Here is a 22,920-nt window from a genome sequence, read left to right on the forward strand (position 1 = left end):
CCCCGTTCAGGCTGGCTTGCTTTCCAGCATCGCCATGAAGCGCTCGACCGGCCACTGCTTGCGGTCCGACACCTGGCCGTCGCCGAGTTCGATCAGCCGCAGCATCCCCGCGCTGGAAGCGACCACGTCCACCGAGAAAAACGGGCTGTCGATGCGGCTTGCAAGGGCGTCCACGAGCGCAGGCACCTTGCCGTCGCGGCCGAACGCCTGTCCGCGCAGCACGAAATAGCGCTCTTCGCTGTCGGCTTGCAACTGTTCGAATTTGCGGATGCACACGCCGCCCTCGACCGCGCCCCGGTAGCGTTCGATCAAGCCGACCACCTCCGCAATCTCGTGCGGCGTGGCCGCGACCGAGCCGCGCTGGGTGGTCAGCGATTTCACGTAGTCTTTCACGAAATAGGCGGGCCAGTGTTTGCCTTCCACGGCGGCGGCAAAGTCCGCATCGCGCGCGACGATCACCGTTTCCGGCGTGAATTCTTCGCACAGCGCGTACCACTCGGGCAGGTAGTGGCAATGGCGGTACTGGGCCGGACTGGTCAGCATCGCGCAGTCAAGCTGGGCGATGGCTTGATGCAGGCGCGCGTAGCCATCCGGCCTCAGCATCCAGCCACGGTACAGCACGTCCAGGCCAGCGGACAGGGCCGGCTGCGCCTTGAATCGCCCCGCTTCAAAATCTTCGAAGGAGAACAGCGAGCACGCGAATCCGGCCGCGCGCGCGGCATCGTATTCCTCGCCATAGGCTTCGTCGGCAATGCGCTTGTTGAAGGGATCGCAGGGAAACAGCAGTTGCAGCGCTGGGGCAGGGTGGAGGCTGGTCATTTGTTCACCAGCGCGTTGTAGTAGCCGGCAACGTCATTCCCGGCTCCCTTGCTGATGCGCTGCGCCGCCTGTGTCCATGGCCAGAAGTTGCTCCCCGACCTGGTCCGCATCGCCGGCAATGTCTGGCCGTCGCGCGTGGCCATGCCCCAGGCGCCGCCTTGTTTCAGGCGATAAACTTCACCCAGGTAACTGCCATACATGCGCGCCACCGCCATGACTTGCTCTTCCGAGGGGCGCGGCGATTTGGCTGTGTATGAGGTGTGGGCGCGCGCCAGCACCGTGTCGAGCTGCGCCATGCTGGCATCGGTACCGTCGAGCTTGATACCGAACTGGTCGCGCGCTGTCGCCACGGCCTGCGCCGCGTAGGCTGTGGCTGCGCGCTGGACCGCCGCGTCAGGCACGAAATCGGCCTGCACTTTGTCGGCTGCCAGCGTAGTCACGCTGAACAGCGCGGCGGATACGAACAAGAAGGGTTTGAGCGACGGCATGCGCACTTTCTAAAGACGAACCGGTCGATTCTAACATTGCGAGATCGCCAGGAATGGTTGCCGCCCCGGCCGGCGCGATCGACGATCGCGACAGATGCATTGGCCTGTGCCACAATCGTCCGCATGAAATCTCCACTCGCTAGTGCTGTTGGTCCTGGCCCCTCGCGTGCGGCAGCGCTGCCGCCGGTGGCGCCATGACGCATCCCGCAGACGACCCGCTTGAGTTGCCCGATGCCATTCATGCCCAGGTCAACGTCCTGGCGGCGGCCGGCGATGCGCTGGCACGGCAAGGCAAAACCGGTGAAGCAGTGGCCGCCTATGTCAAGGCGCTCGGCCTTGTTCCGGAGCCCCTTAGCAACTGGAGCGCCGCCACATGGCTGCTGACGGCAATCGGCGACGCCCGTTTCAATGCAAAACAGTATGAAGCGGCCCGATTGGCCTTGCAGGATGCCATGCATTGCCCGGGCGCCATTGGCAATCCATTTATCCACATGCGGCTGGGCCAGAGCCAGTTTGAATTGGGCAATCTGACGAGCGCGGCCGATGAACTGGCCCGTGCATACCTTCTGGAAGGCAAGGCCATTTTCCAGGAAGATGATCCCAAATACCTGGCCTTCGTCACATCGAAGCTCGACCCGCCGCCGGGTGGCTGGCCCGACGGCTGGTAAGCGCCGCGCCGGCGAATCAAGTCCCGTCTTGCTTGCGCAGCCGACTCAACAATTCTTCGACACTGTCGCTCACCGGCAAACCGTGCTGGCGCAGCAATTGCAGGTGCAGCACCAGGTTTTCCAGCACCAGTTTGGCCGACACCGCCAGCAAGGTCATCAGCCGATCTTCGGTGCTGAAGTTGTCCATCGCGGCCGCCATCTCGCACAGGTGCGCCGCCACCAGCTCGCGCAGCTCGGCCTCGCCGAACGGCAGGTCGGCGAAATCGATGGGGTCTTCCTGCTCGACTTCCTGCATCAGCGCGGCAAGTTCGTGAGGTTTGATCGGCATGTCCGTCTCCAGAAAGTTGACTCGCTTCCATTCTAGGCCGGTACGCGACAAGCACGCCGATCCGCGATAAAATTGAGCAGCTTTGATTCCCCATCGTCGTCAGCCACGTGATCGGATGCCATGGCGCGTCTCATTTTCACCCAGCAGCTTGCCCGATTTACCGCCGTGCCGCAGGTCGACACCAGCGCCGCCACCCTGCGCGCCGGGCTCGACACAGCCTTCGCCGTCAATCCTCTGCTGCGTGGCTATGTTCTCGACGATCAAGACCACCTGCGCGAGAACGTCGTCGTCTTCATCGATGGCCGCCGCAGCGACGAACGCATCCGGCTCGACGACCCCCTCGCACCCCACAGTACTGTTTACATTCTTCAAGCACTTTCCGGAGGCTGAACATGCAAGCGCGTGCCTATCTCTCCACCCGCAAGGGCCTGTTTGAATTGCAGCGCGGCAGCACCGGATGGGACATCGGCCCCAGCCACTTCCTCGGCGAGCCGGTCTCGATCGCGCTTGCCGATCCGCGCGACGGCGCCCTGTACGCGGCGCTGAACCTGGGCCACTTCGGCGTCAAGCTGCACCGCAAGGAGGCCGGCAGCGCGGTCTGGACCGAGATCGCCGCGCCCGCCTATCCGCTCAAACCGGAAGACAGCGCGGACAAAGTCGCGTGGAAGAACAAGCTCATCTGGTCGCTGGAAGCGGGCGGCGCCGACCAGCCCGGCGTGCTGTGGGCCGGCACCCTGCCGGGCGGCCTGTTTCGTTCAAGCGACCGCGGCGCGTCGTGGGAGCTGGTGCGTTCGCTGTGGGACGTGCCCCAGCGCGCCGAATGGTTCGGCGGCGGCTATGACGTGCCGGGCATTCACAGCATTTGCGTCGATCCGCGCAACAGCGGCCACGTGCTGGTCGGCGTTTCCTGCGGCGGCGTCTGGCGCACGGAAGATGGCGGCGCCAGCTGGGCCATCAGCGCCACCGGCATGCGCGCCGACTACATGCCGCCCGAACTCAACGAAAATGAAGCCGTGCAAGATCCGCACCGCATCGTGCGCTGCGCCGGCGATCCGGACGTGCTGTGGTGCCAGCACCATAACGGCATCTGGCGTTCTAGCGACAACGGCCACCACTGGAAAGAAATCACGCAAGCGCCACTGTCGAACTTCGGCTTTGCCGTGGCCGCGCACCCGCTTGACGGCGGCAGCGCCTGGTTCGCCCCGGCCGAAGCCGACCAGCGCCGCATTCCGGTCGGCGCCGCCATGGCGGTCACCCGCACTAGCGATGGCGGCAACAGTTTCAAAGTGGGCAATGCGGGCTTGCCGCAGCAGCATTGCTACGACCTGGTGTACCGCCACGGGCTGGCGGTGGCCGACGATGGCGCCACCTTGCTGATGGCCTCGACCAGCGGCGGGGTGTGGATGTCCGACAATGCCGGCGACAGCTGGCACACGGTCTCGACCACCATGCCGCCCGTCTACGCGGCGTGTTTTGCCTGAGCGAAGTAGCTCAGGAACATGCTCACGGCGGCGTCGACCACGGCCGCCTGTCCTTCCGGCGCCAGCGGCGGCACGCCCATGGTCACTTGTGGCCAGAACGCCATCGCCTTGACCTGTCCTTGCAGCAAGGTGGCGGCGAAAACCGGATCGCATTCCTTGAGCTTGCCGTCGGCCAGGGCGGCGCGGATCCAGCGCGTCACGCCTTCCTCGCGCTCGCCCAGGCGCGCCACGATCGCCCGCGCCCGCTCGGGTGCGTGCATCCCTTCGGCAATGGCCACTCGCGCCAGGTCGAGAAAGTCCTGGTCGGCCATCGCCCGGACTTTAATCGTCATCAATTCGGTCAGCTGCGCGCGCAGGCTGACGTCTACGCGATAAGGCAAGTCCAGCGCGGCGGCGCTGCGCTCGAACAACTGCACCAGGGTCTCGGCGAATAACTCATCCTTGCTGGGAAAGTGGTTGTAGACCGTGCGTTTCGACACGCCGGCATTGGCGGCGATCTTGTCCATGCTGCTCGCTTCGAAGCCCAGGCTGCGGAATTGCTCGGCGGCGGCGGCCAGGATGGCCAGGCGCTTGCGGTCGGTCAGGCGCCGGGGCGCGTTGGTGTGCGGTGAGCTTGTTTGCGGTGCGTTCATTCCAATATTTTACACCCACCAGTTTACTTTTCCAAAAATTGAAACTACACTGTGTAGTGTACATTTCTGATTGGATCACCTGTGCACCGACTTTTTCTCAGCCTCCTGTTAATAGGGACATTCCTCATGGCCTCTTGCACCTTCGCCGGCAGCCCCGCGCCGCACCATCCATCGCCCCAGTTCAGCGACGGCAAATTCCGCAACCCGGTTCCCATGTACAAGCAGAGCCCTGCGCAGCTGGCCCGTCTCACGTGGACCTTTTTGACGGGCAAGAACAAGGATACGGTGCCGAGTGGCGCGATTCCGGTGCAGGCGCTGACCCGCGCCCAATTGCTGGCGGCGCCAGACAACACCCTGTTCCGCCTCGGCCATTCAACCCTGCTGCTCAAGCTCGACAACGCCTTTTACCTGACCGATCCGGTGTTTTCCAAGCGCGCATCGCCAGTGCAGTGGGCCGGTCCGGCGCGCTTTCACCAGCCGCCGATCAGCATCGAGGAGCTGCCGCCGCTCAAGGCCGTGATCCTCTCGCACGACCATTACGACCATCTCGACCATGCATCGGTGCTGGCGCTGGCCGCCAAGACCGAGCACTTCCTCACCCCGCTCGGCGTCGGCGACCGCCTGGTGGCCTGGGGCATCGACGCCGCCAAGGTCACCCAGCTCGACTGGTGGCAAGAGCGCAAGGTCGGCAAGGTGCGCCTGGTCGCCACCCCGGCCCAGCATTTCTCGGGACGCAGCCTGAGCGACGGCAATTCGACCCTGTGGGCGTCCTGGGTGTTTGTGCATAAAGACTTGCGCGTCTTTTTCAGCGGCGACACCGGTTACTTCGACGGCTTCAAGGCCATCGGCAACAAGTTCGGCCCCTTCGACGTGACCATGCTCGAAACCGGCGCCTACGACAAGCAATGGCCCGACGTCCATATGGAGCCGGAACAAACCCTGCAAGCTTTTCTCGACCTCAAGGGAAAATGGCTGATGCCGGTGCATAACGGCACCTTCGACCTCAGCCTGCATCCATGGCACGAGCCCTTCGACCGCATCGCCGCGCTCGCCAGCGCGCGCGGGGTGCCTCTGACCACCCCCGAAATGGGGCAGGCACTCGACCTGAACAACCCGGCACCCGGTCAGGCGTGGTGGAAGCGGGTCGATCCAGCACCGGGCTGAAAACTATTTGCATCGGCGTCGCATAATTTCCACATGCTAATATCACGCACTAAAAGAGGATTTTGCTATAAATCGGGTCATTTGAAACCGTTTTCATGACTATGTGCACCAACATGGCTCTTACATAACTGTTATGCGGTTGGTGAATGCGATATGTTGGTGCGTGGCAACAAGTTATGCGAAACTGACATAAGCGCCATTGGGATAATAAATTGAGAAAATATGCTGCGGCGCAGTATATTTTGAACTGTCAGCTGGCTACGCAGCAGACGATTCGAGCGCCAGAAGCGCCGGACTTATCCATCATCCCCTCTGGAGGTTTTATGTTTGCCACTACCCGTTTCGCCACCGTATTGTCCGCAACGTTGCTGTGCCTGAGCGCGACCCACGCCATGGCTGCGGACCGCCCGGCCCGTCTCGATGCAGCCGGCTGCGAAAAACCGGAATTTCCAGTGCGGTGGCAGGATGACGGCGAAAGCGGCACCGTGACCGTCGCTTACCTGATCGATACCGATGGCAAAGTCGTGCAGTCGAAAGTGGTGGAATCGAGCGGCGCGGTGCGCGTCGATCGTGCCTCGGTCCGCGCCGGCGCCCGCTGCAAGTTTGAACCAGGTGCAAAAGACGGCCAGGCTGCGCTGGCGTGGGCCAAGGTCAAGTATTCGTGGGTCGTCGAGTAAATGGGCCGTGGCCCCGGCGTGGACATGCAAGATGTCCACGCCTGCCGCCTGCTCTGAAAACCTTAGAAGCGGTACAGCACCGACGCTTCCACCGCGCGTCCGAAGATCGGCCGTGCATTGATCGGACCGCTGCTCTGCGCCCCGGTCAGGCGCGAATTGCCTTCCGTCAGCCCCAGTTCATTGCCCAGGTTCGTGCCCGCGAGCCGGAATTCCCAATGCGTGCCCACCGATGCCAGGATGCCCGCGTCCACCGTTTTGTACGATGGCAGGTAGGACAGATTGGCCTGGTCGGCCCAGCGGCTGCCCACGTGCGCGTAAGTGCCATACAGTTTCAGTGAATTGTCGCCCATCGGAATCCGGTAGCTTGGCGACAGGCGGAACTGCATCTTCGGCTGGCGCTGCACCAGCTTGCCCGCAATCGCCGGATTGTCGCGGTATTTGGACTCCTGATAGTTGCCCATCAAGCTCACCTGCAGGTTTTTCACCGGCCGCACGGCCAGTTCGAACTCCACGCCATGCCCGCGCGAACCGCTCACCGAGTTCAACACCGCGTCGGTCGTGATCTGCTGGAACGAAATGCCGGTAAAGTCCGTGTAAAACGCGTTGATGTAGGCGCTGTACATTTCCCCAACGGTCTTGAAGCCGACTTCGTACTGCGTCGCTTTCGGCGTCGGCACGCCCTTGCGGTCGTTGACGGCCGCCTGGGTGCCGGCGTTGCGCAGGTCGTCGAAATAGATGAAGGTGTGGCCGGTATTGGCGCGCGCAAACACGCTCATGTCCTTGGAAAATTTGTAGATCCCGCCCACCGTGAAGGAATTGACGCTGTCGTCGCGGCTGAGCTGGGTGTTGGTGCCGGTCGGAACCGAGGTGCCGTTGTTGTAGACGGTCAGCGGATTGGCGTCCGTATCCATCGAGCTCAGGTTCGAGATTGTCGCTTTCAGGCTCTGCTTTTCGCGGCGCGCACCCACGTCCACCTTGATCTGCTCGTTCACCTTCCATTCATTGGCCACGAACAGGGCGGTATTGTTGCCCTTGTACGATGCCACTGGCGCATAAAACACATTCCCGTCCACCCCGTTGCGCGAAACGATGGTGCCGTTGCTCAGTTGCACGTTGATCAGGCTGGCGTTGGGCGTGGCCGTCATCAGGTGGCTGTTGCCCAGGTACCATTCGTCATTCGACTTGTAGCGCGCCACATACACGCCGGCAGTCGTCGTGTTGCTCTTGAGTAGCTCGCGGCTGATGCGCAATTCGTTGGTGAACGAGCTCAGTTTCTTCTCGACCGACCACAATCCCGCCTGTACCACTTGGTCGTTGGGATCGACCACGCCGCCCTTCACATAACTGATGCTGCCCGAACCGGCCGCCGCCAGGGGATTGTGGGTGGCGTTGGCATTGGCCAGGTAGGCCGCCGCCGTCAGCGGATTGTTCCCGGTGAACATGGAGATCGTGTTCAGGTCGCCGCTGAAGTAATTCGCCTTGTTCGACACATCCCAGCCGCCGAGCTTTTGCTCGTACTCGGCGCCGAACACGGTCGCATCCATGCCGCGCCCGTCGGCCAGGTCGCGCGTGAGGGTCTTGCCGGGCGCCGCGTCGATGGTGAAGTGGCGCATCTCATTGCTCATCAAGGTACCGGTGCGCGGATCGAAGCCGGGAAACTCCGTGATCGTGCGTCCGTTGTTGCTCGAAATGAGCGGTACGCCGGTGTAAAACGCGTTCTTGTCCTTGGTGGTGCGCATGTAGGCGGTCACTTCGCCATCAATGAGCTTGCGGGTGACGGACGCGGTCAGCTGCTTGCCGTCGTCGGCCTTGAATTGCGGATCGCGCACGCCCTGGGTCTGGCGCGCGAAGCCGCCGATGGTCCCGTACCAGCCGTCGGCGATCTTGCCGCCCACAAATGCATCGAGCCGGCGCAGCTTGCCGGTGCCGGTGGTAAAGCGCAGGGTGGCGTCAAGCGTGTCTTCGCCCTTTTTCAGGATGAAGTTCATCGTCGCGCCCGGCTGCCCGACCGAGTAAATCGTGCTCGGCCCGCCGCGCAGCACTTCCACCCGCGCCACCGTATCGTCCAGGCGGAAGGCGGACGACCCCTCGAAGAACGACAGCACCGGCACCGGATACAGGGGATTGCCGTTCATCTGCACCGACACGAAGGGCGAATCGCTACCCGACGGAAAGCCGCGCACCTCGATATTCGCGCCCGACTGGCCGCCGGTCGACTCCGCATACACGCCAGGCACCAGTTTCAGCACGTCGGCGGTGCTGCTGGGCGAGGCCGATTTGAGCTGTTCCTCGGTCGCCGTGGTGATCGAAAAGCTGGTGTCGATCTTGCGCGTGCCGCGCGCCGACGCCGTGCCGGTCACCACCACCTGTTGGATTTCGGTCGCGACCGCCGCGTCCAGCGCCGCCGGGGCGGGGGGCGCGGCCTGGCCGGCTGCCTGGGCCTGGTTCATCAGGGTCAGCACGGCCAGCGTGACTGAGGAAAGCAGGAAGTGCTTGTGACTGTTCATCGTTATGCTCGCTTTTTATCTGTGTTCTTATTGAAATCCGTCTCCTGGGGACCTCGAAAAACCTACTGCGCGGCGTCATTTTCGCCCTGCGATGCTCACCGTACCTTCGTACGGCTGCGCTCTCGGACGAAACTGACGCCGCTCGCTACGGTTTTGCGAGGTCCCCTCCTGGACTGGCGGTGCATTCGCTTTCCGAGTGCCTGCCCCATGCGTGTCCCCTGTCTGTTCCTGCCGCGCCGCGCATCGGGCCGGTCTGCAATTTATTATGATGGCAAGAAAAGACGAATCATTGAAACAAGAAATGATATCGATGTCAATCGAAATGTTATCGATGTCATTTGGCCTGTGGCGCGGCGTAAACCTGTCATAATGCGGCGGTGTCGTTGTTTTCTTACCAAAATTGAGCGTTCCCATGGCCGCAAGCAAGGCAGCAAGCAAGACTGCATCTATCCCAGCAAGCACGATCGCGCCGCGCAAGAACGACGCCGCCCTGACGATGGAAGACCTCGCCAGCCTGGCGGGCGTATCCACGATCACGGTCTCGCGCGCGCTGCGCGACAGCCCGCTGGTGACGGAAAAGACGCGTGAAAAAATCCGCCGCATCGCCGACGAGCAGGGCTACCGCCTGAACATCAGCGCGCGCAACCTGCGCATGCGGCGCAGCTACTCGGTCGCGGTCGTGGTCGAAATGACGCCCGTCAAGGGCCGCCCGATGTCGGACCCGTATCCGCTTGAACTGTTGGGCGGCATCACCCAGGAACTGACCACGGCCGGCTACAGCGTGGTGCTCACTTCCAAGCAGTTGATGGACACCGCCCCGGTGCAGGGCGCCGACGGCCTGATTTTGCTCGGCCAGGGCTCGCACGGCGAAGCGGTGCGCTTCCTGCAAAAGGCCAACCTGCCGCTGGTGGTGTGGGGCGCGCCGGAAGCTGGCGCCACCACCATCGTGGTCGGCAGCGACAACCGCCGCGGCGGCGCCAGCGTGGCCGAACGCTTTTTGGCGCAGGGCCGGCGCAAGCTGGTGTTCCTGGGCGATGTCGATCACGCCGAAGTCCAGGAGCGCTGCGCCGGCTTCATCGACGCGCTGGGCGGGCAGGGCACGGTGCACATCATCCGTCCCAAGGCCTTCACTTTCGAATCGGGCTTCGACAGCATGACCGCGCTGCTCAAGAAAAAGGGCCACGCCTTCGACGGCGTGTTCGCCGCCAGCGACCTGCTGGCCATGGGCGCGATCCGCGCGCTCACCGAACACCAGCTGCGCGTGCCCGACGACGTCTCCGTCATCGGCTACGACGACACGCCCGGCGCGGCCAGTTTTGTTCCGCCGCTGACCAGCGTGCACCAGTACCTGCGCGATGGCGGCGTGCTGCTTGCCAAAAAAATGCTGGCGCTGATGAACGGCGAGCAGGTCGAGTCCGAAATGCTGCCGACCACCCTGATCGCCCGCCAGACCTGATTTCCCCGAACAAATCTAAATAAATTGACATTCCAAACCGATTTGAAATAGACTCGGCTCGAATCCAAACCGGTTTGAAGCGCAAATTTCAAAAGACAGACAAAGGACAAAACCGTGCCGCACGCCAGCTCCCCCCACGCTCTCCCGCTTGACCCATGGTGCCTTCGCGAGACCTTCTTCGACCCTGCCACGCATTTTCTGAACGAGACCCTGTTCGCGCTCGGTAACGGCTACATCGGCCTGCGCGCCACGCCCGAAGAAGGCTACAGCGGCCCGGCCGGCACCTCGCTCGACGGCACCTATCTCAATGGCTTCTACGAGTCCGAACCCATCGTCTACCCGGAAGCGGCCTTCGGCCTGGCCAAAACGAACCAGTTCATGCTCAACGTGCCCAACGCCAAAGGCATCGAAGTCTGGCTCGGCGACGAACGCTTCGACCCTTTGCAAGGCACGCTCGATCGCTACGAACGCGTGTTGGATTTTCGCAGCGGGGTGCTGCGCCGCAGCCTGGAATGGACCTCGGCCAGCGGCAAGCGCCTGGGCCTCGTCACGCGGCGCGTGGTCTCGCTGGCCGACAAGCATCTGTTCGCGCTCGATGTGGAACTGACCGCGCTCAATTTCTCCGGGTCCGTGCGCGTGGTCTCGACCATCGACGGCGCCGTGCGCAACCAGGAAGCCGGCGACGATCCGCGCATCGGCTCCGCCGTCTCCGGTCCCGCGCTGCATCTGCTGGCGGTGGAGCAGGGCGCCACCATGTCCAGCCTCGCCCAGCGCACCCACAACAGCGGCTTTACCCTGGTGAGCGCGATCGACACCGTGGCGGCGGTCGCGGGAAGCGCCAGCCACCACGACCTGGCGGCCAGCCACAGTTTCACGTTCGAGCTGGACGTGATGCTGCCGCAAAGTCTGACCAAATACGGGGTCTACTTCTCTTCGCGCGACTATCCCGAAGCCGAACTGGCGGGCCTCGCAAAAGACGCGCTGGCCAAGGCCAGGCTCGATGGCTTCGACGCCCTGTGCGCGCGCCAGGCGGCCTATCTGGCCGACTTCTGGGCCAGTTCCGACGTCGAGATCGCCGGCGACGACGCGCTCCAGCAAGGCATCCGCTTCAACCAGTTCCACCTGCTGCAATCGGTCGGCCGCGACGGCAAGACCAACATCGCCGCCAAGGGCGTGACCGGCGAAGGCTACGAAGGCCACTACTTCTGGGATACCGAGATCTACATCTTCCCGTTTTTCTTGTACAGCAAACCGGAGATCGCCAAGCAGCTGCTGGCCTATCGCTACGCCGGCCTGGAACAGGCCCGCGCACGCGCGCGCCAGATGTCGCACGCCAAAGGCGCCCTGTACCCGTGGCGCACCATCGCCGGCGAAGAGTGCTCCGCCTACTTCCCGGCCGGGACCGCGCAGTACCACATCAACGCCGACATCGCCTACTCCATCAAGCTGTATCTGGACGCCACCGGCGACCTCGATTACATGGCGCAGGCCGGCGCCGAAATCGTGCTCGAAACCGCGCGCATCTGGATCGGCATCGGCAACTACGACCGCGCCGGGCGCTTCTGCATCAACGAAGTCACCGGTCCCGACGAATACACGGCGCTGGTCAACAACAACTACTACACCAACGCCATGGCGCAGATGCACCTGCGCTTCGCGGCGGAGATGGTCGACAAGCTGCGCGGCGCGCGTCCGCACGACTTCGAGCGCATCGCGCAAGCCATCGGCCTTGACGACGCCGAACCGGCCGCGTGGCGCCGCGCCGCCGGCCGCATGGCGCTGCCGTACGACGCCGCCCTCGGCATCCACGAGCAGGACGACAGCTTCCTCGGCAAAAAGCCCTGGGACTTCGCCGCCACCCCGAAAGAAAACTATCCGCTGCTGCTGAACTACCACCCGCTGGTGATCTACCGCCACCAGGTCTGCAAGCAGGCCGACGTGGTGCTGGCGCTGCTGCTGCTGTCCGACCAGTTCACCCAGGACGACAAAAAGCGCGACTTCGACTACTACGAAGCGGTGACCACGCACGATTCGTCGCTCTCGTCCTGCATCTTCAGCATCATCGCGTCGGAAGTGGGCTACCACGACAAGGCCTACGACTATTTTCTGGAGACCGCGCGCCTGGACCTGGACGACACGCACGGCAACACCCACTACGGCGTGCACACGGCAGCCATGGCCGGCACCTGGATGGGTGTCGCCTACGGCTTTGCCGGCATGCGCGTGGCCGACGGCGCGCTGCGCTTTGCGCCCACCCTGCCGGCGCGCTGGCAGCACTACCAGTTCCAGATTCACATCCACGGCGCGCGGCTAGCGGTACGCATCGACGCCGCCGAAGCGCGCTACACGCTGGTCCAGGGCGAGTCGCTGGCGCTGAGCCACTGCGGCGAGCGCGTATCGCTCACCCGCGCCGCGCCATCGGTCTCGGTCGCCCGTCCACGTCAGGAGCAAACAGCATGAGCAGGTTCAAGGCAGTCATTTTCGATCTCGATGGTGTCATCACCGATACCGCGCACTATCATTACCTGGCGTGGAAGCGGCTGGCCGAGTCGGAAGGCGTGCATTTCGACGAAGCCTTCAACGAACAGTTGAAGGGCATCGACCGCATGGGTTCCCTGGACTTGATCCTGACCGGCGCGCCGCGCAGCTACAGCGATGCGGAGAAGCTGGCGCTGGCCGACGCCAAGAACCGCCATTACCAGGAGCTGATCGCCACCATGTCGGCGGCCGACCTGCTGCCCGGCGCGGTCGATGCGCTGGCGGCGGTGCGCGCGGCCGGCCTGCGCATCGGCCTCGCCTCGGTCAGCAAGAATGCGTTCACGGTACTCGAACGCCTGGGCATTCGCGAGCGCTTCGACTACGTGGTCGACGCCGCGCTGATCGCCAACAGCAAGCCGCATCCGGAGATCTTTTTGACGGCGGCGCGCGAACTGGGCGTGGCCCCGGCCGATTGCCTGGGCGTGGAAGACGCGGTGGCCGGCGTGGCATCGATCAAGAGTGCCGGCATGTGGGCGCTCGGCATCGGCAACCCGGACGTGCTCGCGCAGGCCGACCGGGTGATCCCGGCGCTGGACCGCTTCAAGCTGGAGGATTACCAGTAAGCGTCAGTGGCAGGAAGTAGCACACCAAAACAAAAAAATATTGGAGACCGTGTGAAAAACCAACGCATCATGTTAGCCCTTTTTCTGATTTACTTCGTCTTTGCGATCCTGCTCAACAGCGTCGGCACGGTCATCCTCCAGGTCATCGGCAACTACGGCGTGAGCAAATCGAGCGCCAGCAGCCTCGAAGGATTCAAGGACTTGCCGATCGCGGTGGTGTCCTTTCTGGTGGCGTCCTTCCTGCCGCGCATCGGCTACAAGAACGCCATGCTCGCCGCGCTGGCGCTGGTCACCGCGGCCTGCATCGCCATGCCGCTGCTGCCCGCCTTCTGGACCGCCAAGCTGCTGTTCCTGTGCGTGGGCGTGGCGTTCGCGCTGGTCAAGGTGTCGGTGTATTCGACCCTTGGCCTGATCGCGCGCGACCGCCGCCACCACGCCGGCATCATGAATACCCTGGAAGGCGTGTTCATGGTCGGCGTCTTGAGCGCCTACTGGATCTTCGGTTACTTTATCGATTCGTCCGATCCCGCCTCGCGCAGCTGGCTGCAGGTGTACTGGGTGCTGGCCGCGCTGTGCGCGGTCACCTTCGTGCTGGTGCTGTCCACGTCTTTCGACGAAGGCACGGCGCAGCTGCCGCAAGGGCGCAGCCGCTGGGATGACTTCACCGCCATGCTCAAGCTGTTCTTCAAGCCGCTGGTGTGCGTATTCGTGATGACGGCTTTTCTGTATGTGCTGATCGAGCAGAGCGTGGGTACCTGGCTGCCGACCTTTAACAACGAAATCCTCAAGCTGCCGGCTGCCATGAGCGTGCAGGTCACCAGCATTTTCGCCGCCTGCCTCGCCATCGGGCGCCTGTCGGCCGGTTTCGTCATGCGCCGCATGAACTGGTACCCGGTGATGAACATCTGCGTGATCGGCATGGCCGCCATGGTGCTGCTGGCGCTCCCGCTCACGCACGACGTGGTGGCCGATCCGAATATCAGCTGGTCCAGCGCGCCGCTGGCGACCTTCTTGTTCCCGCTGATTGGCCTGTTCATGGCGCCGATCTACCCCGGCATCAATTCGGTCATGCTCAGTTCACTGCCGCCGCACCAGCACTCGTCGATGACCGGGCTGCTGGTGATTTTTTCGGCGCTGGGCGGCACCACCGGCTCGTTCGTCACCGGTTACGTGTTCGGCAATTTCAGCGGCCACTTCGCGTTCTACCTCACGCTGGTGCCGATCACGCTGGTGCTCATCACCTTGTACTTCTTTAAGCGGCAGGTCGATCATGCCGCTTGATCGTATTGCTATAATTGCAGTCTTTACGCCATTGACCAACGAAGTTCGACCATGAATCTCAAGAGCCTGGCCCGTACGCTCGGGATTTCGAAGACCACCGTCAGCCGTGCCCTGAACGGCTACCCCGAAGTCAATGTCCACACCCGCGAACGCGTGCTGGCCGCCGCCAAGGAAGCCGGCTACGAAGCCAATCCGATGGCGCGCAGCCTCGCGGTGGGCCGCACCAACGTCTTCGGCATCATCTATCCGCTGCTGCCGAGCGACCTGGGCGATCCGATGTTCCTGGGCGTGGTGGGCGGCATGTCGGCCGCGCTCGAAAAGAGCAAGATGAACCTGATCATCGCGCCGGTCTCGCCGCAAAACGAGCTGCCCTCGTACGAGCAGATGGTGCGCGGGCGCCGCGTCGATGGGCTGGTGGTCAGCCGCACCCTGGTGCACGACGAGCGCATTGCGTACCTGGTGAAGAAGGGCTTTCCGTTCGTGGCGCACGGCCGCACGGAACTCAAGCAGCCCTATGCCTGGTTCGACTACGACAACGAGGCCGGTATCGGTCTGGCCTGCGCGCACCTGATCGGGCATGGCCACCGCCGCATCGCGCTGGTGAGCGCACCGCTCGAACTCAATTTTGCGTGCCAGCGCAAGAACAGCTTCATCGCCTGCATGACGGCGGCGGGTCTGGCCGTCGATCCGCGCCACCTGGTCGAGAACACGCTCGACCGGCGCACCGGCTACCAGGCCATGCAGGAGCTGCTGGCCTGTTCGCCGCGGCCGACCGCCGTCATCGTCGACAATCACCTCTCCGGCGTGGGCGCGGTGCGCGCGCTGCTCGATGCCGGTATCGAGATCGGCAAGGACATGTCGGTCATCGTCTGGGGCAGCATCGAAGATAGCCTGGTCGGATCGAACGTTACCACCATCGACCAGCCGGACCCCAACGAAGCGGGCGCCAAGATGACCGAGATGCTCTCGGCGCTGGTGGCAGGCACGCCGCCGGCGCAGTTGCAGGTCCTGTGGCAGCCGGTGCTGCTGCCCGGCGCCACTGTGGGGCGCTGCATCGGCTGACTTGCGGTGCGGCAACCGCATTGACGTTCATGCAAAATTGCCTTACTCTCTACGCGGGCGGATCCTTCAAGCCGGCCTGTTCTTGCCTGGTGCAGGGACATGCCTCTGCGGGGCTACCCCGTGGGAACTATATTGCTGTGCAATTCACCGCATGAGCCGCCGTGCGCTGCCGCGCACTTAAGCTCAAGCTTCACGAGACTGGTTGAAGGCTCTCCGCCCCCTCAAAGTTATCCAAGTATGATTCCCAAAGACGCCGTCGCCCTGGCGCTCGCCGACACCATGCTGGCGCGCGACGCAACGCTCGCCGGCCTGATCGCCAGCGCGACCTGGGCGTTCGACCATCCGTGGCCGTGGATACCGGCGCTGTGCGAAGAAATCCACGCGCGCACCGCCGCACACTTTTACTACTTCAGCCGCGATGAGCTGGCGCGGATCATTTTCGAGCTGGACGTGTTTCATGCCGCCTGGGACGGCGAGGGACCCGCGCCACAGCTCCAACGCTACTGCCTCGACCTGCCCGTGGTTCCGCCTGCGCCCGACTGGCTGGCCGCGCTCGCGCTGCCGGCGCTGCCGTCCGTGGGCGAGCTGGCGCGGTGGCTGGGCCTGCGCCCCGACGAACTTGGCTGGTTCGCCGGCCAGTGGCGCAAGGACCCGATGCCGGCCGCGCAACTGGAGCACTACCACTATCGCTGGGTGCCCAAGCGCAGCGGCGGCGTGCGCCTGATCGAAATTCCCAAGCCGCGCCTGCGCGCCATGCAGGCGATCATTCTGCGCGAGCTGCTCGACCGCGTGCCCGCGCATCCGGCCGCGCATGGCTTCCGGCGCGGGCATTCCTGCGTCACCCATGCGGCCCTGCACACAGGGCAGCGCGTGGTGATCCGCATGGACCTCAAGGATTTCTTTCCGAGCATTCCGGCCTCGCGCATTCACGCGCTGTTCGCCAAACTCGGTTACTCGCAGACGGTAGCCGGCGTGCTGGCGCGCCTGTGCGTGAACCGCGTGCCGGCCGGCGTGCTGCGCGAACCGGCTGGCGGCAATGCGCTCACCTGGACCCAGCGCCAGGCACTGCGCGCGCCGCACCTGCCGCAGGGCTCCCCGTGTTCGCCGGCACTGGCCAACGCCTGCGCCTGGCGGCTCGACGTACGCCTGGAGACGCTGGCGCAATTGCTCGGCGCGCGCTACAGCCGCTATGCGGACGACCTGGTGTTGTCGGGCGGGCGCGAACTGGAACGGGCAATGGACCGCGTCCACGCGCAGGTCGGCGCCATCGCCCTCGAAGAAGGCTTCGCCATCAACACGCGCAAGACGCGCGTGATGCGCGCCGGCGTGCGCCAGCAAGTCACCGGCATCGTGGTCAACCGCCATCCCAACATCGCGCGCGACGAGTTCGACGTGCTCAAGGCGACCTTGACCAACTGCGTGCGCCACGGCCCGCAAGGGCAGGACCGCGAGAACCGGCCGGATTTTCGCGCCTGGCTGGCAGGGAAGGTGGCGTATGTCACCATGGTCAATCCCCAGCGCGGTGGGCGCTTGCAGCGCCTGTTCGACGCCATCGCCTGGCCGCATCCTCCGTTGTAAGGCAGGATCGACACAGCTTGGCTGCTGTCGCAGCGTGGACTACAGACCAATTCCCCTTTTCGCAGAGCGCATAATGACACCGACTTCCCCCAATCCCTATTCCGCGCCCACCGCATCCTTCGATGGCGTGCAGACCGGACGATGCCGGCGCGAAGGCCCCATTCTGGTCGCTTCGACGACGGAACACCTGCCGCCGCGCTGCGTGAAGTGCAACGCCCCCGCCGCGATGGACAAGCCGCGCACCTTCGAGTGGCACCATCCGGGCTGGTATCTGCTGGTTCCGCTGGTGGTGTATGTGATCGTGGGCCGCTTCGTGCGCAAGAAGGCGACGTTGGTGCTGGGCCTGTGCGACCAGCATCGCCGCCGCCGCTTGTATCTGTCGCTGGCGTCGCTCGCCGTGTTTTTCTCGGGCTTGGCCGGACTGTATCTGTCCGCCCGGTCGGGTAACTCCTTGCTGTGGTTGCTGTCTTGCCTGGTGATCCTGGCCAGCCTGCTGCTGCGCATCGCCGCCATGCGCGTCCTGCGGCCGGTATTCATCGACCGGCACGACATCCGCCTGACAGGCTGCGGCCCCGCGTTTCTCGATTCGCTCCCGGGCCGATGAGCAAAACGCCCGCCACTTTCAATCCGTATGCACCACCGAAAGCCGCCTTCGCGCCCGGGACCAGCATACCCAGCGCGCCCGACGCCGGAGCATGCTGGCGTGAGGACGATATCCTGATCGCTCCTGTGGATGCGCATCTGCCGCCGCGCTGCGTCAAGTGCAATCGGCCGGCCACCATGGACAGTCCGCGTGCCTATCTGTGGCATCATCCCGGCTGGTATGCCCTGATGCCCGTTCTCGTATACATGGTCGTCTGCCTGTTCGTCAGAAAACGGGCGGTGGTCGTGTTGGGGCTGTGCAGCGAACATCGCCGCCGGCGCCACAGGTTCTCGATCCTTGCGCATGCCGCTTGCCCGCTTGGCGCCATCGGACTGCTTGGCGCATGCGCACTGGGCAATTACTGGGCGATGCTGCCTGCCGGGGTGCTGCTGCTAATCGGTATCCAGTTCGCCACCGCCAGTGCGCGCCTGCTGGTGCCGGTGCGGATTACCAACCACCACATCCACCTGAAAGGATGCGCGCCCGGCTTTCTCGACTCGCTCCCCACGCTGGAACAACAAAGGACATAAGTGGAAGCCATTATCTTCGTTGGCCTGCAAGCCAGCGGCAAGTCGACCTATTACAAGCAGCACTATTTCAATACCCATCTGCGCATCAGCAACGACCTGCTGAAAACCAGATACCGCGAGAAAAAGCTGCTGGAGATCTGCCTCGACACCGACATGCCCTTCGTGGTCGACAACACCAATCCCACGCGCGAGGTGCGGGCGAAATACATCGACCTCCTCAAGGGCAGCAAGTTCAAGATTCGCTGCGTGTACTTCCGCATCGACCTGGAGCGCTCGCTGGCCTGGAACCGCAGCCGCAGCGGTGCCGCGCTGATCCCGGACGTGGGCATTTTCGACACCCACAGGCGCATCGAGCTTCCCACCATGGCGGAAGGCTTCGACGCGATGCATTATGTCGATATCATCGACGACCAATTTATCGTAAAGGCATGGAATGAAATTTGACGAACTCGACGCCATGATGCGCGCCCACGAAACCGTGACCGACCGCTACGTCGAACCGGGCGTGTACATGGTGGCGCGCATCGACGGCCGCAGCTTTACCAAACTGACCAAGGAAAAGGTCAGCTTCGAGGCGCCCTTCGACGTGCGCTTTCGCGACCTGATGATGGACACCACGCGCCATCTGATGAACTGCGGCTTCAAGGTCGTCTACGCCTACACCGAAAGCGACGAAATCTCGCTGCTGTTCGATCCGGATATCGATCTGTACGGGCGCAAGCTGCGCAAGTACACCTCGATCCTGGCGGGCGAGGCATCGGCCAAATTCAGCCTGATGCTGGGCGAGCTGGCGGCCTTCGATTGCCGCATTTGCGAGCTGCCGGACCACAAGACCGTGGTCGACTATTTCCGCTGGCGTAACGAGGACGCGCACCGCAATGGCCTGAACGCGCACTGCTACTGGATGTTGAGGAAAGAGGGCGTGGCCAAGGGCGCCGCGGCGGCGCAGATCGAAGGCCGCGGCATCGAGGACAAGGTAGCGCTGCTGGCCAGCCGCGGCATCGATTTCCACACGCTGCCATCGTGGCAGTTGCGCGGCACCGGGTTTTACTGGGTGGACGAGGAAAAGCGCGGCTACAACCCGAAAGAACAGGTGGAAGTCGTCTCTAGCAAGCGCGCGATCAAGACCGACTTCGATTTGCCGACAGGCGAGGCATACGCCGAATTCGTGCGGCGCATGCTTCCCCAGTGAGAGCGTGATTACATATTCCGGCGGTACTGCCCACCCACCTCGAACAGTGCCGTCGTAATCTGCCCCAGCGAGCAAACGCGCACCGCTTCCATCAGCTTCTCGAACACGTTGGCATTGTCGATCGCGGCCTGCTGCAAGGCCGCCAGCACTTGCGGCGCCTGCTCGGCGTTACGCTTGTGGAAGTCGTCCAAACGCGTCAACTGCGACTGCTTCTCGTCGTCGGTGGAACGCGCCAGTTCGATCTTCTGCGGCGTGTCGTTGGCCTTCGGATTGCGGAAGGTGTTCACGCCGATGATCGGCAAGGTGCCGTCGTGCTTCTGGTGCTCGTACAGCATCGACTCTTCCTGGATCTTGCCGCGCTGGTAGCCGGTTTCCATCGCCCCGAGCACGCCGCCACGTTCGGCGATGCGTTCGAACTCCTGCAGTACCGCTTCTTCCACCAGGTCGGTCAGTTCTTCGATGATGAACGAACCCTGGTTCGGATTCTCGTTCTTGGCCAGGCCCCATTCGCGGTTGATGATCAACTGGATCGCCAGCGCGCGCCGTACCGATTCGTCGGTCGGCGTGGTGATCGCCTCGTCGTACGCATTCGTGTGCAGGCTGTTGCAGTTGTCGTAGATCGCAATCAGCGCCTGCAAAGTGGTGCGGATATCGTTGAAGTCGATCTCCTGTGCGTGCAGCGAGCGGCCCGAGGTCTGGATGTGGTACTTGAGCTTCTGGCTGCGGTCGTTCGCGCCGTACTTGTCGCGCATCGCCACCGCCCACAGGCGGCGCGCCACGCGGCCCAGCACCGTGTATTCCGGGTCCATGCCGTTACTGAAGAAGAACGACAGGTTCGGCGCAAAATCGTCGATGTGCATGCCGCGCGCGAGGTACGCTTCGACGAACGTGAAGCCGTTCGAAAGCGTGAACGCCAGCTGCGAAATCGGGTTCGCGCCCGCTTCGGCGATGTGGTAGCCCGAGATCGACACCGAGTAGAAATTGCGCACCTGGTGGTGTACAAAATACTCCTGGATGTCGCCCATGACTTTCAGCGAAAACTCGGTCGAGAAGATGCAGGTGTTCTGGCCCTGGTCTTCTTTAAGAATGTCGGCCTGCACCGTGCCGCGCACGTTCTGCAGCACCCAGGCGCGGATTTTCGCGGCTTCGTCATCGGTCGGCTGGCGCTTGTTCTCGACCACGAACTTGTCGATCTGCTGGTCGATGGCGGTGTTCATGAACATCGCCAGGATGGTTGGCGCCGGGCCGTTGATCGTCATCGACACCGACGTGCTCGGGCTGCACAGGTTAAAGCCGTCGTACAGCACCTTCATGTCGTCCAGGGTCGCGATCGACACGCCCGAGTTGCCGACCTTGCCGTAGATATCCGGGCGCAGCGCCGGGTCGGCGCCGTACAGGGTCACGGAATCGAACGCGGTCGACAGGCGCTTGGCGTCCATGCCTTCGGATACCAGCTTGAAGCGGCGGTTGGTGCGGAACGAATCGCCTTCGCCGGCGAACATGCGGGTCGGGTCTTCGCCTTCGCGCTTGAACGCGAACACGCCGGCCGTGAACGGGAAGGAGCCCGGCACGTTTTCCAGCATCAGGAAGCGCAGTACTTCGCCGTGGTCTTCGTAGCGCGGCAGCGCCACCTTGCGGATCTTGGTGCCCGACAGGGTATGGGCAATGAGGCGCGTGCGGATTTCCTTGTCGCGGATCTTGACCACGTAGTCGTCGCCCGCGTACGCGGCCTGCATTTCAGGCCACATCGCCAAGAGCTTCTTGGCGGTGGCGTCGAGCGCATTGTCGCGCTCCGTAATCAGTTCGTCGAAGTCCGCAGTCTTGGACGCCAGCGCCAGCATGCGTTTCGCTTCCGTCAGTTGCTGGCGTTCGCGTGCCAGCTTGACCTGTTTCGACGCGTTCTTGTGATAGCCGCGCACGGTGTCGGCGATTTCGGCCAGGTAGCGGGCGCGTGCCGGCGGCACGATCACATGCTTGCCGCTGGAATGGCGGATGTCCGCCTGCGGCAGCTTGCCCGGCGCGATGTGCAGGCCGAATTCGCCGAGTTTCGGCAGCAGGCCGTGGTACAGGGCGGTCACGCCATCGTCGTTGAAGCGCGATGCCTGGGTGCCGTACACCGGCATTTCTTCCGGGCGCTTGCTCCACATTTCGCGGTTGCGCTGGTACTGCTTGGCGACGTCGCGCAGGGCGTCGAGCGAGCCTTTGCGGTCGAATTTGTTAATCGCGATGAAGTCGGCGAAGTCCAGCATGTCGATTTTTTCGAGCTGGGAGGCGGCGCCGAATTCGGGTGTCATCACGTACATCGACACGTCCACGTGCGGCACGATGGCGGCGTCGCCCTGGCCGATGCCGGATGTTTCGACGATTACCAGGTCAAAACCGGCTACCTTGCAGGCGGCGATCACGTCGGGCAGCGCCTGCGAGATTTCGGAGCCGGCTTCGCGCGTGGCGAGCGAGCGCATAAATACACGAGACTGCGCGCCCGCCTGGCCGGTCCATGGGTTGATCGCGTTCATGCGAATCCGGTCGCCCAGCAGCGCGCCACCCGATTTGCGGCGCGACGGGTCGATCGAGATGATGGCGATGTTGAGCGCGTCGTTCTGGTCGAGGCGGATGCGGCGGATCAGTTCATCGGTCAGCGACGACTTGCCGGCGCCGCCGGTGCCGGTGATGCCCAGGGTCGGCACGTGCAGGCCTTCGGCCGCGTCCACGATGGCTTTGCGCAGTTCCGGCGTGGCCTTGTCGTTCTCCAGGGCGGTGATCAGCTGCGCCAGCGGGCGGTGGCGCGAGGCCACGTCGCCCTGCTGCAGGGGCGCCAAGGTGGTCGGGGAATAGGTGGACAGGTCGATGTCGCAGGTCTGGATCATCGACTGGATCATGCCCACGAGGCCCATGCGCTGGCCGTCTTCGGGGCTGAAGATGCGGGTCACGCCATAGGCATGCAGGTCCGCGATTTCGTCGGGGACGATCACGCCGCCGCCGCCGCCGAACACCTTGATGTGGGCGCCGCCGCGTTCGCGCAGCAGGTCGATCATGTACTTGAAGTATTCGACGTGGCCACCCTGGTAGCTGGAGATGGCGATGCCCTGCACGTCTTCGGCCAGGGCCGCGGTGACGACTTCGTCGACCGAGCGGTTGTGGCCGAGGTGGACCACTTCGACGCCGTTCGATTGCAAAATGCGGCGCATGATGTTGATCGATGCGTCGTGGCCGTCGAACAGCGAGGCGGCGGTAACGAAGCGGACTTTGTTGGCCAGTTTCGGCTGTTCGGGGGGAGTGAGTTTGGCGGCGGCAGTCAGGTCGTTCATGATGA

The 22,920-nt window shown here is 63.5% G+C and carries 21 protein-coding genes; 15 read left to right on the forward strand and 6 right to left on the reverse strand.

The annotated features are described in order from the left end of the window. Positions 1-6: 6 nt before the first annotated feature. Both F2P45_RS25305 and F2P45_RS25310 read right to left on the reverse strand, forming a co-directional pair. Positions 7-819, reverse strand: coding sequence for an ATP-grasp domain-containing protein (locus tag F2P45_RS25305; protein WP_187367228.1), 813 nt, complete (start codon positions 817-819; stop codon positions 7-9). Then, complete coding sequence (locus F2P45_RS25310) at positions 816-1,307, reverse strand: hypothetical protein (protein ID WP_166880981.1); 492 nt, start codon at positions 1,305-1,307, stop codon at positions 816-818. The genes F2P45_RS25305 and F2P45_RS25310 overlap by 4 nt, the downstream gene beginning before the upstream one ends. 194 nt (positions 1,308-1,501) lie before the next feature. On the opposite strand from F2P45_RS25310, the gene F2P45_RS25315 reads away from it, so the two are divergent. After that, positions 1,502-1,975: a tetratricopeptide repeat protein gene (locus tag F2P45_RS25315; protein WP_166880982.1), complete on the forward strand. Its 474-nt coding sequence runs from the start codon at positions 1,502-1,504 to the stop codon at positions 1,973-1,975. A gap of 16 nt (positions 1,976-1,991) precedes the next feature. Here the strand turns inward: F2P45_RS25315 and F2P45_RS25320 are convergent, their stop codons facing one another. After that, positions 1,992-2,303 (reverse strand): hypothetical protein, encoded by a 312-nt coding sequence (locus tag F2P45_RS25320; RefSeq protein ID WP_166880983.1) that lies wholly within the window; start codon positions 2,301-2,303, stop codon positions 1,992-1,994. Positions 2,304-2,423: 120 nt separating this feature from the next. Here F2P45_RS25320 and F2P45_RS25325 point away from each other — a divergent pair, with 120 nt between their 5' ends. Beyond that, positions 2,424-2,693: a ubiquitin family protein gene (locus tag F2P45_RS25325; protein WP_166880984.1), complete on the forward strand. Its 270-nt coding sequence runs from the start codon at positions 2,424-2,426 to the stop codon at positions 2,691-2,693. A 2-nt stretch (positions 2,694-2,695) separates the two neighbouring features. Beyond that, positions 2,696-3,784 (forward strand): WD40/YVTN/BNR-like repeat-containing protein, encoded by a 1,089-nt coding sequence (locus F2P45_RS25330; protein WP_166880985.1) that lies wholly within the window; start codon positions 2,696-2,698, stop codon positions 3,782-3,784. Here F2P45_RS25330 and F2P45_RS25335 read toward each other — a convergent pair. Further along, positions 3,763-4,416 (reverse strand): TetR/AcrR family transcriptional regulator, encoded by a 654-nt coding sequence (locus tag F2P45_RS25335; protein ID WP_166880986.1) that lies wholly within the window; start codon positions 4,414-4,416, stop codon positions 3,763-3,765. The two genes, F2P45_RS25330 and F2P45_RS25335, sit on opposite strands and share 22 nt — an antisense overlap. A gap of 126 nt (positions 4,417-4,542) precedes the next feature. Here F2P45_RS25335 and F2P45_RS25340 point away from each other — a divergent pair, with 126 nt between their 5' ends. Both F2P45_RS25340 and F2P45_RS25345 read left to right on the forward strand, forming a co-directional pair. Continuing rightward, positions 4,543-5,580, forward strand: coding sequence for an MBL fold metallo-hydrolase (locus F2P45_RS25340; RefSeq protein ID WP_187367229.1), 1,038 nt, complete (start codon positions 4,543-4,545; stop codon positions 5,578-5,580). Positions 5,581-5,903: 323 nt separating this feature from the next. Further along, the gene (locus F2P45_RS25345) at positions 5,904-6,257 is read left to right on the forward strand and encodes an energy transducer TonB (protein ID WP_166880988.1); all 354 of its coding nucleotides are present in this window, start codon (positions 5,904-5,906) and stop codon (positions 6,255-6,257) included. Positions 6,258-6,319: 62 nt separating this feature from the next. Here the strand turns inward: F2P45_RS25345 and F2P45_RS25350 are convergent, their stop codons facing one another. Beyond that, entirely contained in the window at positions 6,320-8,764 is a 2,445-nt protein-coding gene (locus F2P45_RS25350; RefSeq protein ID WP_166880989.1) for a TonB-dependent receptor, read from the reverse strand. 412 nt (positions 8,765-9,176) lie between these two features. On the opposite strand from F2P45_RS25350, the gene F2P45_RS25355 reads away from it, so the two are divergent. The 10 genes from F2P45_RS25355 to F2P45_RS25400 all read left to right on the forward strand — a co-directional run bounded on the left by F2P45_RS25355 (position 9,177) and on the right by F2P45_RS25400 (position 19,607). Then, positions 9,177-10,220, forward strand: coding sequence for a LacI family DNA-binding transcriptional regulator (locus F2P45_RS25355; RefSeq protein WP_229505292.1), 1,044 nt, complete (start codon positions 9,177-9,179; stop codon positions 10,218-10,220). Between the two features lie 114 nt (positions 10,221-10,334). After that, positions 10,335-12,680 carry a glycoside hydrolase family 65 protein gene (locus F2P45_RS25360; RefSeq protein WP_166880990.1) on the forward strand — a complete coding sequence of 782 codons (2,346 nt, stop codon included), beginning with the start codon at positions 10,335-10,337 and terminating at the stop codon, positions 12,678-12,680. Then, positions 12,677-13,321: a beta-phosphoglucomutase gene (gene pgmB / locus F2P45_RS25365; RefSeq protein WP_166880991.1), complete on the forward strand. Its 645-nt coding sequence runs from the start codon at positions 12,677-12,679 to the stop codon at positions 13,319-13,321. The genes F2P45_RS25360 and pgmB overlap by 4 nt, the downstream gene beginning before the upstream one ends. A 69-nt stretch (positions 13,322-13,390) precedes the next feature. Beyond that, positions 13,391-14,602 (forward strand): MFS transporter, encoded by a 1,212-nt coding sequence (locus tag F2P45_RS25370; RefSeq protein ID WP_188130221.1) that lies wholly within the window; start codon positions 13,391-13,393, stop codon positions 14,600-14,602. Between the two features lie 51 nt (positions 14,603-14,653). Then, on the forward strand, positions 14,654-15,664 hold the full coding sequence (locus tag F2P45_RS25375; protein ID WP_166880993.1) for a substrate-binding domain-containing protein: 1,011 nt from the start codon (positions 14,654-14,656) through the stop codon (positions 15,662-15,664). 237 nt (positions 15,665-15,901) lie between these two features. Then, positions 15,902-17,242, forward strand: coding sequence for a reverse transcriptase family protein (locus F2P45_RS25380; protein ID WP_166880994.1), 1,341 nt, complete (start codon positions 15,902-15,904; stop codon positions 17,240-17,242). Between the two features lie 73 nt (positions 17,243-17,315). Beyond that, positions 17,316-17,846: a hypothetical protein gene (locus tag F2P45_RS25385; protein WP_166880995.1), complete on the forward strand. Its 531-nt coding sequence runs from the start codon at positions 17,316-17,318 to the stop codon at positions 17,844-17,846. After that, positions 17,843-18,415: a hypothetical protein gene (locus F2P45_RS25390; protein ID WP_166880996.1), complete on the forward strand. Its 573-nt coding sequence runs from the start codon at positions 17,843-17,845 to the stop codon at positions 18,413-18,415. Before F2P45_RS25385 ends, F2P45_RS25390 begins: the two co-directional genes overlap by 4 nt. Beyond that, positions 18,416-18,859 (forward strand): AAA family ATPase, encoded by a 444-nt coding sequence (locus F2P45_RS25395; RefSeq protein WP_166880997.1) that lies wholly within the window; start codon positions 18,416-18,418, stop codon positions 18,857-18,859. Then, on the forward strand, positions 18,849-19,607 hold the full coding sequence (locus F2P45_RS25400; RefSeq protein WP_166880998.1) for a tRNA(His) guanylyltransferase Thg1 family protein: 759 nt from the start codon (positions 18,849-18,851) through the stop codon (positions 19,605-19,607). The genes F2P45_RS25395 and F2P45_RS25400 overlap by 11 nt, the downstream gene beginning before the upstream one ends. A gap of 8 nt (positions 19,608-19,615) precedes the next feature. Here the strand turns inward: F2P45_RS25400 and icmF are convergent, their stop codons facing one another. After that, the gene (gene icmF, locus F2P45_RS25405) at positions 19,616-22,915 is read right to left on the reverse strand and encodes a fused isobutyryl-CoA mutase/GTPase IcmF (RefSeq protein ID WP_166880999.1); all 3,300 of its coding nucleotides are present in this window, start codon (positions 22,913-22,915) and stop codon (positions 19,616-19,618) included. Positions 22,916-22,920 lie beyond the last annotated feature (5 nt).

Source organism: Massilia mucilaginosa, from assembly GCF_011682145.1.
Classification (GTDB): Bacteria; Pseudomonadota; Gammaproteobacteria; order Burkholderiales; family Burkholderiaceae_D; genus Telluria_A; species Telluria_A mucilaginosa.

Coding starts and splice junctions, on each gene's coding strand:
- F2P45_RS25370 (WP_188130221.1), top strand. CDS start 13,391: ATGTTAGCCCTTTTTCTGATTTACTTCGTCTTTGCGATCCTGCTCAAC.
- F2P45_RS25315 (WP_166880982.1), top strand. CDS start 1,502: ATGACGCATCCCGCAGACGACCCGCTTGAGTTGCCCGATGCCATTCAT.
- F2P45_RS25355 (WP_229505292.1), top strand. CDS start 9,177: ATGGCCGCAAGCAAGGCAGCAAGCAAGACTGCATCTATCCCAGCAAGC.
- F2P45_RS25310 (WP_166880981.1), bottom strand. CDS start 1,307: ATGCCGTCGCTCAAACCCTTCTTGTTCGTATCCGCCGCGCTGTTCAGC.
- F2P45_RS25350 (WP_166880989.1), bottom strand. CDS start 8,764: ATGAACAGTCACAAGCACTTCCTGCTTTCCTCAGTCACGCTGGCCGTG.
- F2P45_RS25400 (WP_166880998.1), top strand. CDS start 18,849: ATGAAATTTGACGAACTCGACGCCATGATGCGCGCCCACGAAACCGTG.
- F2P45_RS25385 (WP_166880995.1), top strand. CDS start 17,316: ATGACACCGACTTCCCCCAATCCCTATTCCGCGCCCACCGCATCCTTC.
- F2P45_RS25340 (WP_187367229.1), top strand. CDS start 4,543: ATGGCCTCTTGCACCTTCGCCGGCAGCCCCGCGCCGCACCATCCATCG.
- F2P45_RS25325 (WP_166880984.1), top strand. CDS start 2,424: ATGGCGCGTCTCATTTTCACCCAGCAGCTTGCCCGATTTACCGCCGTG.
- F2P45_RS25390 (WP_166880996.1), top strand. CDS start 17,843: ATGAGCAAAACGCCCGCCACTTTCAATCCGTATGCACCACCGAAAGCC.
- F2P45_RS25345 (WP_166880988.1), top strand. CDS start 5,904: ATGTTTGCCACTACCCGTTTCGCCACCGTATTGTCCGCAACGTTGCTG.
- F2P45_RS25330 (WP_166880985.1), top strand. CDS start 2,696: ATGCAAGCGCGTGCCTATCTCTCCACCCGCAAGGGCCTGTTTGAATTG.
- F2P45_RS25320 (WP_166880983.1), bottom strand. CDS start 2,303: ATGCCGATCAAACCTCACGAACTTGCCGCGCTGATGCAGGAAGTCGAG.
- F2P45_RS25305 (WP_187367228.1), bottom strand. CDS start 819: ATGACCAGCCTCCACCCTGCCCCAGCGCTGCAACTGCTGTTTCCCTGC.
- F2P45_RS25375 (WP_166880993.1), top strand. CDS start 14,654: ATGAATCTCAAGAGCCTGGCCCGTACGCTCGGGATTTCGAAGACCACC.
- F2P45_RS25380 (WP_166880994.1), top strand. CDS start 15,902: ATGATTCCCAAAGACGCCGTCGCCCTGGCGCTCGCCGACACCATGCTG.
- F2P45_RS25335 (WP_166880986.1), bottom strand. CDS start 4,416: ATGAACGCACCGCAAACAAGCTCACCGCACACCAACGCGCCCCGGCGC.
- icmF (WP_166880999.1), bottom strand. CDS start 22,915: ATGAACGACCTGACTGCCGCCGCCAAACTCACTCCCCCCGAACAGCCG.
- pgmB (WP_166880991.1), top strand. CDS start 12,677: ATGAGCAGGTTCAAGGCAGTCATTTTCGATCTCGATGGTGTCATCACC.